Origin of the sequence: Pimelobacter simplex (assembly GCF_900114845.1) — a bacterium.
Classification (GTDB): Bacteria; Actinomycetota; Actinomycetes; order Propionibacteriales; family Nocardioidaceae; genus Nocardioides; species Nocardioides simplex.
The window spans coordinates 115,963-127,779 of the sequence record NZ_FOUK01000009.1 but is presented as its reverse complement, the minus strand read 5'-3'; the positions used below and the strand labels follow the sequence as shown (position 1 = coordinate 127,779).

At 73.9% G+C, this 11,817-nt stretch carries 11 protein-coding genes; 8 read left to right on the top strand and 3 right to left on the bottom strand.

Translation table 11 applies throughout. The features are described 5' to 3' along the window. The coding region (locus BM223_RS29410; protein WP_177235809.1) for a YncE family protein at positions 1-1,104 on the top strand (1,104 nt) is incomplete at its 5' end. A 97-nt stretch (positions 1,105-1,201) separates the two neighbouring features. Here the strand turns inward: BM223_RS29410 and BM223_RS27465 are convergent. Both BM223_RS27465 and BM223_RS27460 read right to left on the bottom strand, forming a co-directional pair. Beyond that, entirely contained in the window at positions 1,202-2,929 is a 1,728-nt protein-coding gene (locus tag BM223_RS27465) for a Tad domain-containing protein (protein WP_038677048.1), read from the bottom strand. A 166-nt stretch (positions 2,930-3,095) separates the two neighbouring features. Then, entirely contained in the window at positions 3,096-4,286 is a 1,191-nt protein-coding gene (locus BM223_RS27460; protein WP_038677046.1) for a saccharopine dehydrogenase family protein, read from the bottom strand. 89 nt (positions 4,287-4,375) lie between these two features. On the opposite strand from BM223_RS27460, the gene BM223_RS27455 reads away from it, so the two are divergent. From BM223_RS27455 to BM223_RS27435, 5 genes are read left to right on the top strand one after another with little or no spacing between them, the layout of a single operon-like run. Then, positions 4,376-4,900 (top strand): SigE family RNA polymerase sigma factor, encoded by a 525-nt coding sequence (locus BM223_RS27455; RefSeq protein ID WP_038677044.1) that lies wholly within the window; start codon positions 4,376-4,378, stop codon positions 4,898-4,900. After that, positions 4,897-6,921, top strand: a complete 2,025-nt coding sequence (locus tag BM223_RS27450; RefSeq protein ID WP_038677042.1) for a beta-propeller domain-containing protein — start codon at positions 4,897-4,899, stop codon at positions 6,919-6,921. Before BM223_RS27455 ends, BM223_RS27450 begins: the two co-directional genes overlap by 4 nt. Before the next feature lie 26 nt (positions 6,922-6,947). Then, positions 6,948-7,214: a DUF2277 domain-containing protein gene (locus tag BM223_RS27445; protein WP_038677040.1), complete on the top strand. Its 267-nt coding sequence runs from the start codon at positions 6,948-6,950 to the stop codon at positions 7,212-7,214. 11 nt (positions 7,215-7,225) lie between these two features. Continuing rightward, complete coding sequence (locus BM223_RS27440; RefSeq protein ID WP_038677038.1) at positions 7,226-7,759, top strand: protein-L-isoaspartate O-methyltransferase family protein; 534 nt, start codon at positions 7,226-7,228, stop codon at positions 7,757-7,759. Further along, positions 7,756-8,628, top strand: coding sequence for a Sir2 family NAD-dependent protein deacetylase (locus BM223_RS27435; protein WP_052138249.1), 873 nt, complete (start codon positions 7,756-7,758; stop codon positions 8,626-8,628). Before BM223_RS27440 ends, BM223_RS27435 begins: the two co-directional genes overlap by 4 nt. Before the next feature lie 81 nt (positions 8,629-8,709). Here the strand turns inward: BM223_RS27435 and BM223_RS27430 are convergent, their stop codons facing one another. Then, positions 8,710-9,396, bottom strand: a complete 687-nt coding sequence (locus BM223_RS27430; protein WP_038683510.1) for an iron-dependent transcriptional repressor DtxR — start codon at positions 9,394-9,396, stop codon at positions 8,710-8,712. Positions 9,397-9,481: 85 nt separating this feature from the next. On the opposite strand from BM223_RS27430, the gene BM223_RS27425 reads away from it, so the two are divergent. Further along, positions 9,482-10,210: a hotdog family protein gene (locus BM223_RS27425; protein ID WP_038677036.1), complete on the top strand. Its 729-nt coding sequence runs from the start codon at positions 9,482-9,484 to the stop codon at positions 10,208-10,210. After that, positions 10,207-11,802 (top strand): glycoside hydrolase family 13 protein, encoded by a 1,596-nt coding sequence (locus tag BM223_RS27420; protein WP_038677034.1) that lies wholly within the window; start codon positions 10,207-10,209, stop codon positions 11,800-11,802. The genes BM223_RS27425 and BM223_RS27420 overlap by 4 nt, the downstream gene beginning before the upstream one ends. Positions 11,803-11,817 lie beyond the last annotated feature (15 nt).

Genomic DNA, 11,817 nt, shown 5'->3' with positions numbered 1-11,817 from the left:
GGCAAGCAGTACGGCAAGGACGGCTACGGCATCGCCATCGACGAAGAACGCCAACGCGTCTTCGTCTCCAACCGCGACCACCGCCTCAACCCACCCGGGCAGGAGACGACGCCCGTCGCCGTCACCGTCAGCCAGCGGTTCGTCGACGGCAAGCTGCCCGGCCCGGTCCCCGGCAGCGGGACCGGTGAGCCCGGCGGGCCCGACCCGGGCACCGGCCCGATCGGCGACGCCTACAAGGCGACGGCGCTGACCGTGCTCCCCGACGGCAGCAACACCGAGGTCGACGACAAGCCCGTCGGCTCGGCCGTCGACCCGCAGTCGGGTCTGCTCTACGTCGGCAACGAGCAGCGGCCCGCCCGGGTCCGCGTCGTCGACCCCGCCACCGACACCACGGCCCGCGTGCTCGCCCTGAGCATCCCGGTCACCGTGGGCGGCGTCCCGGGTGACCTGGCCACGGACAACGGCGTCCGCGACGTCGCCCTCGACCCTGTCGAGGACGAGCTGTACGTCGGTCTCGGCAACCAGTGGGCCGTCGTCGACAGCACCACGGGGGCGCTCAAGCGAGGTCCGTTCGCGTTCGACGCCAACATCCGCGGCCTGGACGTCGACCTCGGCCGCGGCCGGGTCATCGGCGCCACCCGCGGCGCGGGCTTCGTCGTCATGGATGCGCAGACCGGCGCGATGGTCCAGCAGGTCGCCATCGACGACGCCACCTGGCGCAGCCACGGCGTCGCCTACGACGCGCAGCACGACCTGGTCTACGTCTCCAACAGCGACAGCCCCACCGCCACCGTGGGTCTGCGCGTCTTCAAGGGCGCCGACTACAGCCAGGTCGCCGAGGTGGCCCGCACCGCACCCCAGTGGCGCTCGGTCGCCGTCGACCCGGGGCACGGCCGGATCTACCTCGGTGAGCAGAACGAGACGTTCGACAACAGCGGCGTCACCGTCCTCGAGGCCGAGGACCTCACCCAGGTCGCCCGCCTCTCCACCCACCAGTACGGCAACAAGGTCTACGGCATCGCCGTCGACCCGACCCGCCACCGCATCTACGTCTCCGCCCGCGACCGCTACCCGGCCGGCCTGATCAAGCTCGAGCTCGAGTAGCGGGGGTCGTAGATCACCACGAAGTAGGGAGGTTGCGGGTCCGAGATCGCGATCTCGGACCCGCAACCGGCGCACTTCGGCGGGCTTTGGCGGTCGGTCAGCCGGCGAGCCGGGGTGTACCGCAGTCCACGGTGGGCGCGACCTTGATCGTGCCGCCCGCGACGTCGATGCCGAGCGTGCGCAGCAGCGGGTCGAGCAGCCACTTGTCGAGCGTGCCGACGAGCGGGTTGACGAGGCCCTCCAGGGCGAGGTTGACCACCCACTGCAGGAGGCTGCCGATGCCGAGGAACTCCAGCAGCGACGACAGCGGGCCGAGGCCGCCGAGCAGCTTGAGGTCCTGCAGCTGCAGGTGCAGCGTGGGGATGCCGAGGCCACGGAGGCTTGCCGGCAGGCTGACGTCGTAGTTCTCGTCGACGATGTCGAGGTGGTCGGCGCGGGTGGGCCGGCTCATGCTCTGCCCGCTCGACAGGACGACGGTGCCGCTGACCACCTCGATGCCGTTCCAGCCGGGCAGGCCGACGTCGAGCAGCGAGAGCAGCATCTTCGGCGAGCTCGGCTCGTTCTCGCGCTGCCCGAGCCGCACGGTCACACCGAGCAGGCCGCTGTCGATGAGCATGTCGACGCGCTTGCCCGTCGGCAGGCAGCGCACCGCCTGGGCGACGGCGCTGGCGTCGGCGAGGGTGACCCGGATCGACAGGGGGACGCGCGCCTTGAGCAGGCCGAGGTCGAGCGCGAGGGCGTCGCCGTTGAGGTCGACCTCGATCTGCGAGCTCTCGACCTTGCCGCTGCACTTCACGACGGGCTTCTGGCCGACCTTCACCTTGGCCGTGAGGTCGACGAGGCTGGTCCCGCCGGGGCCGATCGGCAGCGGCACCTTCACCTTGAGCGGCAGGGCGAGCACGTTCGTGCCGTTGGCGATGGCGAGCGAGCCGGCCACGAGGTCGAGCAGGTTGAGGCCGAGCTCGGCCGCGGCGTCCTCGGCCGTGGTGAGGTCGATCAGGTCACCGAGCTCGACCATGACGTTGGGGACGTTGGCCTGGATGCCGTTGTAGACGTTGCGCAGCAGGTCGATCTCGGCCAGCTTGCCGCTCTGCCGCTCCAGCGCGTGGATCGCGGCCAGCATCAGCTCCGACAGCCCGACCGCGACCCCGGCCGCCTCGGTGAACGACGCCGCCGAGATGTGCGCGCTGACGAGGGGGTCGAGCTCCTCGATCAGGTCGAGCAGGTTGAGGTCCACGCCCGCGAGCCCGGCGTCCGGGTCGAGCACCTTGAGCGCGAGCTTGCTTCCCAGCAGGTCACCCAGCAGCGCGTTCAGCAGCCACGACCTGCCGGTGTCGAGCTGGGCGGCGTACGAGCTCACCTGCAGGCACGCCGTCGTCCGGGCGGACGCGACGGCGGTCCGGGTCGACCCGCCGCGGTCGACCCCGGTCACGCCCCCGAAGGCGAACGCCACGTCGGACGTCGCCGTCACCCGCACCCCGCCGGGGATGTCGCTCGACGCGGCCGGCTTCCAGGCGCCGGGACCCCTCGCCCCCTCGTCACGGACGACGAGCTCCCACCGCACGTCCTCGGGCGGCACCGCGCCGCCCAGCAGGTCGCTGTTGCGGCGCAGGCTCGCCGCCTTGGCGGCGTCGATACGGGTCCGGTCCGCCGCGGTGTAGGTGCTGACCTTGCCGCCGGTCAGCTCGCGGGCGAGGTCCATCGACACCAGGTCGACGACGGCCTGGAGGTCGCGGCGCAGCACCCGCTGCATCCCGAGGTCGACGGCGAACGCCGCCGACACCACGGCCACTGCCGTGCAGATCGCCACGATCACGGCGCTCACGCCGCGCTCGTCCGGCCTCCGGTGTCCCCTCCGACGCCAGGCGCGCCCCATCGCCGGGTCTCCCTCCCGCCGAGTCCGCGCGGCCGTCGTCCCCCTCGCCGGCGTCGCGGACGTTCTCTCCCTCGGACGCACGGGGTGCGCCCGGAGGGATCGTAGTGGAACAGGTTCAGCGCCGCTCGAACGAGATCCCGGCCCGCTCCAGCCGCAGCAGCAGCGCGTCCCCCATCGCCGTCGCCGTGGTGACCTGCCCGGCGACGTTCGGGTTGTCGTCGAGCGCGAGGCACAGCGCCGACTCGGCCAGCATCTTGGCGGTCTCGGTGTAGCCGGGGTCGCCGCCCGAGACGCGGGTGCGCACCTCGGTGCTCCCTGACGACGCCACGAAGTCGACGGTGAACCACGACTTCTCGCGCCGCCCGGCCGAGGGCCCCTCCCCCTGCGGGACCCGCTTGAGCAGCGCGTTGCGCAGCGGCGGGACCTGGGCCGCCAGGGTGAGACCGGTGACGCCGACCGCGCCGCCGGCGGCGTAGCGCAGGGTCTTCGTGCCGGCGTAGTGCGAGTACGTGAACGCCGGCCCGTACGACGGCAGCGCCGCGCCGCTCCGGGCGACCACGAACGGATCGATGGTGGGCAGCGGGAGCAGCCAGTAGCCGAGCTCGCCGTCGCGCCGGGGCCGGCCGGCGACGGCCCGGGAGCGGCGGCCCTCGGGGCGCGGCTCCATCCGGCGCCGGGCGGTGGACGCCTCCTTCATCTGCCGGGCCCGCGAGAACGCGGTGAGGGCCGAGTGGAAGGTGCCGCCCGAGAAGCCGGCCCGGGAGCGGACCACCCCGCGCATGGTGACCGGGGCGGTGATCTCGCCCCCGAGCTCGCGCGCGAGCTCCTGGATCGTGAAGTAGGCGCCGAGGTCGTGCGGGATCGAGTCGAAGCCGCACGAGTGCACGATCCGCGCGCCGGAGCCCTCGGCGGCCGCGTTGTGCTCGACGTAGGTGCGGTCGACGAACTCCGGCTCCCCGGTGAGGTCGACGTAGTCGGTGCCGGCCGCGGCGCACGCCGCGACGAGCGGGCCGCCGTGCTCGATGTAGGGGCCGACGGTGGTCGCCACGACCTTCGTCGTCCGGGCCACCTCGGCGAGGGCCTCCGGGTCGCGCGCGTCGGCGACGAGGAGCGGCAGGTCGGCCAGCCGCGGCTGGGCCACCGCCAGGTGGTCGCGAACCGCCGCCAGCTTCGCCTCGCTGCGCCCCGCCAGCGCCCAGCGCAGGTCGGCCGGCGCGTGCGCGGCGAGGTAGTCGGCGGTGAGCCCGCCGGTGAACCCGGTGGCCCCGAAGAGGACGACGTCGTACGGACGCGCGGTGTCAGCCATGGCGCCACTCTCGCATCGCTCCCGAATCCGATGGAACCCCTCGTCCGTCCGGTCCCGTCATAGGTTCAGCGCGACGAGCAGGAGTGAGAGTGGATCCCGACAACGAGGCGGCGTACGCCGACTACGTCGAGCAGAGCTGGCCGACCCTGGTCCGGGCCGCCGTCTTCCTCGGCGCGCGCCCGCACGAGGCCGAGGACCTCGCCCAGACCACCCTCGTCCGCTGCTACACCGGCTGGGACCGGGTCAGCAGCGCCGACAACCGCGACGCCTACGTCTACCGGATGCTCCTCAACTGCCTGCGCGACATCCGCCGCACCCGCTGGTGGAAGGACCGCCAGTACGACGTGCCCGAGTCGGTGCCGCACCGGGGTCACGACGGGCCGGACGCCGCCGAGCGGATCGCCGTCGCCGACGCCGTCCACCGCGCCCTCGCGGCGCTCTCCAAGCCCAACCGCGACGTGGTCGTGCTCCGCTACTTCGTCCAGCTGACCGAGAAGCAGACCGCCGAAGCCCTCGGCATCCCGCCCGGGACGGTGAAGAGCCGGCTCTCCCGCGCGCTCGCCCACCTCGCCGCGAACGACCACCTCCTCGACCTGTCCGGAGGGACGCAGTGACCGACCTCGAACGCCTCTGGGACGACTACCCCACGGGCCCCGCACCCACCCGGCAGATCCTCGCCGCGACCGCTGCCACCGCTGCCTCGCGGCGTCGGCGGCGCCGCCGGCCGCTGCTCCGCTCCGTGGTCACCGCCGGCGCGCTCACCGCCCTGGTCGGTGCCTTCGTCGCCGGCTCGCTGACCCGCGGCGGCCCGGGCGGCGCTGATGGCGGTAGCGCTGGCGGGGAGGGCACGACCCGCTATGCCGCCTTCCGGGCCGACCTGAAGCCCGCCGCGTCCTGCTCCGACCTGCGCGAGACCTACGTCGACCGCGGGCTCGACCTCGTCGGCCCCTGGGGGTGGGAGGGGGTCGACCCGCCCGTGTCCGTGGTCGGCAGCGCCCGCGACGACGCACTGGTCAACGGTCTCACCGACGAGCTCGGCCGCTACAGCGCGGCGAAAGCGCCGGCGCAGTCCCAGCGCCAGGTCAGCAGCGAGACCGGCACCAACGTCCAGGAGGCCGGCGTCGACGAGCCCGACACCGTCAAGACCGACGGCGCGCTGCTCGCCGTGGTCCGCGCCGACCGCCTCACGACGTACGACGTCACGGGCTCGTCGTCGCGCCGGCTCGGCACGCTGGTCCTGCCCCGCATCAGGAACGCCGAGATCCTGCTGTCCGGCGACACCGTGGTCGCGGTCGGCGCCGACGCCGCCACGCGCCGCGAGCGGACCCGGGTGGTGACCGTGTCGCTCGCCGACCCGGCCGCGCCCGAGGTCACCGACCAGGTCGTGTACGACGCCACGCTGCTCTCCGCGCGCCAGCACGGCAGCACCGTCCGGCTCGTCCTCGCCGCGGGCCTGCCCGACCTCGACTTCGTCTCCCCCGGTCCCGCGCGCTCCGAGAGGCAGGCGCTGCGGCACAACCGCGAGGTCGTCGAGAAGTCCACCATCGAGGACTGGCTGCCGACGATCGCCGTCGACGGCGGGGCGGCGAAGCAGCTCCTCGACTGCGCGGACGTCGCGGTCCCCTCCGACACCCTGGCCCTCGACACGACGAGCGTGGTGGGCTTCGACGCCGGGTCGCCGGGCCGGGTCGACGCGATCGGGCTGGCCGGGCGCACCGACATCGCCTACGAGTCCGCGGACCACCTCTACCTCGCCGCGAGCGGGGGCTGGACCGGCTGGGACCGACGGGGGGACACCGTCGACTGCCTGCGCAGCTGCCCCGGACGTAGTGCGCTCTGGAGGGACCCGGGCGGCACGTCCTCCCTGTTCGACTTCGCGCTCGACGGCACCCGCGCCGCCCACGTCGCGTCCGGCGAGGTCGAGGGCGCCCTGCGCGACCGCTGGTCCCTCGACGAGGCGGACGACGTCCTGCGGGTCGCGGTCGGCCCGACCGCCGAGACCGGCAACTTCAACTCGCTCGTCACCTTCGAGCGGCGGGGCACCGAGCTGGTCGAGCGCGGCCGGCTCGACCACCTCGGGCCGCGCGAGCAGCTCCAGTCGGTGCGCTGGTTCGACGGGCTCGCGATCCTCGTGACGTTCCGCCAGGTCGACCCTCTCTACGCCGTCGACCTCACCGACACCGCGCACCCGCGGCTGCTCAGCAAGCTGAAGATCCCGGGCTTCTCCTCCTACCTGCACCCCCTCGGCCGGGCCCGGATGATCGGCGTCGGCGAGGGACCGGACGGCAAGGGCGGCTGGGGCGCGCAGATCGGCCTGTTCGACGTCCGCGACCCGTCGGCGGTGACCCGGCGCGACGTCCTCCACTACCCGCCGGGCACGGAGGCGCTGGCGGGGAGCGACCCGCGGGCGTTCACCTGGCTGCCGGACGAGCGGACCTTCCTCACCGTGGTCCAGAAGTGGGGCGCGCGCCGGGTCGGGTACCTCTCGGTGATCCGGCTCCACGAGGGCCGGATGCACGAGCGGCGGGTGAAGGTCGAGTACGGCAGCGACGTCGACCTCGTGCGCGCCGTGCCGATGCCGGACGGGCGGGTCGTCGTCGTCACCGGGGACGACGCCCAGTTCTTCGAGCTGTGAGCAGCGGGGCGTCGTACGGTGGAGCCATGTGCCGCAACATCCGCCCGCTCAACAACTTCGAGCCGCCCGCCACCCCGGACGAGGTGACCGCGGCCGCGCTGCAGTTCGTCCGCAAGGTCAGCGGGACCACCAAGCCGAGCCAGGCCAACCAGGCCGTGTTCGACCAGGCGGTCGCCGAGATCGCCCACATCACCCGGCACCTGCTCGATGACCTGGTCACGACCGCGCCCCCGAAGAACCGCGAGGTCGAGGCCGCCAAGGCACGCGAGCGCGCGCGGCTGCGCTACGGCTGAGCCGGCGGGCCGTGGACCTCCGCGCGGCCTTCGCCGCGTGCCCGCGCGAACGCTTCCTGCCGCCCGAGCAGCAGCCGTACGCCGGGCTCGACCACGCCCTCCCCCTCGGGTACGACGTCACGTGCTCGCAGCCCACGACGGTGCGCCGGATGCTCGAGCTCCTCGGCCCGCGGCCCGGCCACCGGGTGCTCGACGTCGGCTGCGGCTCCGGCTGGACCACGGCACTCCTCGCCCACCTGGTCGGCCCGGCCGGCCGGGTCGTGGGGGTCGAGATCGTCCCGGAGGTGCTCGCCTTCGGGCGCGCCAACCTGACCGGGACCGCGGGCGTCGAGCTGCACCTGGCCGAGCCGGGCGTGCTCGGCTGGCCGCGCGGGGCGCCGTACGACCGGGTGCTGGTGTCGGCCGACGCACCCCACCTCCCCAGCGCGCTGGTCGCCCAGCTGGTGCCCGGCGGCGTGCTGGTCGGGCCGGTGCGCGGCGAGATGCTGCGTGTCGAGCGGCACGGCCGCTACGTGTTCGTCCCGCTCCGTACCCTGGACCCGTGACCCTGGTCGGCCGGCGGGACCCGGCACTCGACGCCTGCGCGGGCGGACCCCTCGTCGTGCTGACCGGCGCCGGTCTGTCCACCGACTCCGGCATCCCCGACTACCGCGGTCCCGGCGCGCCCGCCCGGATGCCGATGACCTACCAGGAGTTCGTCTCCGGACCCGCCGCCCAGCAGCGCTACTGGGCGCGCAGCCACCTCGGCTGGTCCCGGATGCGCCGCGCCTCCCCCAACCCCGGCCACACCGCCGTCGCCACCCTCGGCGCCGACCTCGTCATCACCCAGAACGTCGACGGCCTCCACGAGGCCGCCGGCACCCCGGCCCTGGTGGCGCTGCACGGCCGGATCGCCGACGTCATCTGCCTCTCCTGCCGCCGCACCTCACCCCGGACCGCCCTCCAGCAGCGCCTCGAGGACGCCAACCCCGGCTGGGCCGCCCGCCACGCCGACGTCGCGGTCCGCCCCGACGGCGACGTCGACCTCGACGACACCGCCGGCTTCGTCGTCCCGCCCTGCGACGCCTGCGGCGCCGGCCCCCTCAAGCCGGACGTCGTCTTCTTCGGCGAGAACGTCCCCAAGCCCCGCGTCGAGCGCTGCTACGCCGCCGTCGAGGCCCTCGCCGACCGCGGCGGCTCGCTCCTCGTCGCCGGGTCGAGCCTGACCGTGATGAGCGGGCTGCGGTTCGTGCGGCGCGCGGCCCAACGGGAGGTGCCGGTGGTGATCGTCAACCGCGGGCCGACCCGCGGGGACGACCTGGCGTCGTACCGGGTCGAGGCGGGGGTGAGTGAGTGGCTCGCCGCCCTCGCGGCGGTGCGCGGTCCCGGTGACAAATTCGCCGGTCGACCGGCGAAACTCACACTTGACCGATGAAGTTCCGTCGGTCAAGCGTGAGTTTCGTACGTCCAGTGCGCCAGTTTCGCCGGTCGACCGGCGAAACTGGCGCCGCGAGCGTCAGAGCTTCTTGACGAAGATGTGATCCGCGGCCTCGGGGAAGATCTCGGCCGTCTCGCCCCCCGCACCCACCAGCACCCCGTCGGCGGTCGCCTGGATGGAGATGGTCTTGTCCGGCAGCGCGCCGACCCGGCGCATGGCGTTCATCAGCGCGTCGTCCTTCTGCATCTCCTCCGAGATCCGGCGGACGACGGCGAGGGCGCTCTCGGCGCCGGCGGCCTTCGACAGCGGCTCGACGTCGTCCATGAAGGTCTCGCCGGAGGGGCGCTCGCCGAGCTCGTCGAGGCCGGGGATCGGGTTGCCGTACGGCGACTCGGTCGGGTGGTCGAGGAGCTTCATCAGGCGGCGCTCGACGGTCTCGGACATGACGTGCTCCCAGCGGCACGCCTCCTCGTGGACGAGCTCCCAGTCGAGTCCGATGACGTCGGTGAGGAGGCGCTCGGCGAGGCGGTGCTTGCGCATCACGCGGATGGCGAGGCGCTCGCCGTCCTCGGTGAGCTGGAGGTGGCGGTCGCCCTCGACGGTGAGCAGGCCGTCGCGCTCCATGCGGGCCACGGTCTGCGACACGGTCGGTCCACTCTGGTGCAGGCGCTCGGCGATGCGCGCGCGCAGCGGGACGATGCCCTCCTCGATCAGCTCGTAGATCGTGCGGAGGTACATCTCGGTGGTGTCGATCAGGTCGCTCACCCGACCCATTGTTGCCCATCGGGTGCAACCAGCGCACAAACCCGCCCGCCGGCCCCCGCTGCGGGGCGTTTGGCAGGCTAGGAACGTGACCCACCTGCCGCCGCTGATCGTTCCGCACCGCTTCAACGGACCACCCCGCTCGGGCAACGGCGGGTGGACCGCCGGGGCGCTCGCGGCCACCCTCCCGGCCCAAGGTCTGGGCACGGCGGTGACCGTGACGCTGCGCCAGCCTCCGCCGCTCGACGTCCCGCTGCCGGTCGAGCCGACCGCGGCCGGCGTCCTGGTCACCCACGACGGGCAGCCCGTCGCCGAGGCCGTGTACGCCGAGTCGGCGCCGGTCCCGGTGGCGGCGGTCTCCGCGGGGGTCGCGGCCGAGTCCGAGCCCCGGTACGCCGGGCACCGCTCGCACCCGTTCCCCGGCTGCTTCGTGTGCGGCCCGGCCCGGCGGGTGGGCGACGGGCTGCGGATCTTCGCCGGGCCGCTCCGCGCGGACGACCGCACCGGCCCGGACGACACCAGGGTCGCGGCGACCTGGACGCCGTACGAGAGCGCGGTGCCGATCGCGTGGGCCGCGCTCGACTGCCCGGGCGGCTGGGCGAGCGACCTCGAGAACCGGCCGTCGGTGCTGGGCCGGATGACCGCCGAGGTCCGGAGCCTGCCCCGGACCTCCGAGCGCTACGTGGTCGTCGGCGAGCTGCGCGGCATCGACGGCCGCCGCACCTACACGGCCGCGACGCTCTACGGTCCCGGCGACGAGGTGGTCGCCACGGCCGAGCACGTCTGGATCACCGTCGACGTCGAGGCGTTCCGGTGAGCGCCGCGCGCCCCTGGTGGTACGACGCGGTCGTCTACCAGGTCTACGTCCGCAGCTTCGCCGACGGGATGCCCGCCGGCGGCCACGGCGACGGGATCGGCGACCTGCCCGGCATCACGTCGCGGCTGCCGTACCTGCGCGACCTCGGCGTCGATGCGCTGTGGATCACGCCGTTCTACACGTCCCCCCAGAAGGACCACGGGTACGACGTCGCCGACTACACCGATGTCGACCCGCTGTTCGGCGTCCTCGCCGACGTCGACGCGCTGCTCGCGCGCGCCCACGAGCTCGGGCTGCGCGTGATCGTCGACCTGGTGCCGAACCACACGTCGGACCAGCACGTCTGGTTCCAGGCGGCACTCGCCGCCGCACCGGGCTCGCCGGAGCGGGCGCGGTACCTGTTCCGCGACGGCCGCGGCCCCGACGGCGCCGAGCCGCCCAACAACTGGGACTCGATCTTCGGCGGGCCCGCATGGACGCAGGTCGCCGATGGTCAGTGGTACCTGCACCTGTTCGACAGCTCGCAGCCCGACCTCGACTGGCGCAACCCCGAGGTCGGCGACATGTTCGAGGAGGTCCTGCGGTTCTGGCTCGACCGGGGCGTCGACGGCTTCCGGGTCGACGTCGCGCACGGCCTCTACAAGGAGGCCTCGCTGCGCGACCAGCGCAAGCCCGACCCGAAGGCGGCCGAGCCCAAGGCGGCCGAGTCGATGGTCGAGCGGGTGCTCAACGACGAGCCGATGTGGGACCAGCCCGAGGTGCACGACGTCTACCGGCGCTGGCGCAAGGTGCTCGACTCCTACCCCGGCGACCGGATGGCGGTCGCCGAGGCCTGGACCCAGACCGCCGAGTCGATGGCACTGTTCATCCGCCCCGACGAGCTGCACCAGGCGTTCAACTTCGGCTGGCTCGGGACGCCGTGGGCGGCCGCGGACTTCGCCGACGTGATCACCCGGTCGATCGCGGCGGTCGCCGCCGCCGAGTCCGCGCCGACGTGGGTCCTCTCGAACCACGACGTCGTCCGCCACCCCACGCGCTACGGCGGCGGCCCGGTCGGGCTCGCCCGGGGCCGGGCCGCGACGCTGACGATGCTGGCGCTGCCGGGCTCGGCGTACCTCTACCAGGGCGAGGAGCTCGGCCTCGAGCAGGTCGACGTCGCGCCCGAGGACCGGCAGGACCCGTCGTGGTTCCGCACGGGGCAGCCCGGCCGGGACGGCTGCCGGGTCCCGCTGCCGTGGTCCGGCACGGCGCCGCCGTACGGCTTCGGGGGCGCCGACGGCACCCAGCCGTGGATCCCCCAGCCCGCCGGCTGGGCCGGGCTCACCGTCGAGGCCCAGAGCGACGACCCGGACTCGACGCTGGCGTTCTACCGCCGCGCGCTGGCCGCGCGGACCGAGGTGTTCGCCGGGGCCGACGACACGACGACCGCGTCCGCCGAGGGCGACCTGCTCGTCGTACGGCGGGCGGGGGTGACGGTCGTGCTCAACGCGGGCCCGACGCCGGTGCCGCTGCCCGCGGGCGAGGTCCTGATCAGCAGCGCGGCGGTGCCCGACGGCCTGCTGCCGCCGGACACCGCCGCGTGGCTCCGCTAGGAGGAGACGGAGCCC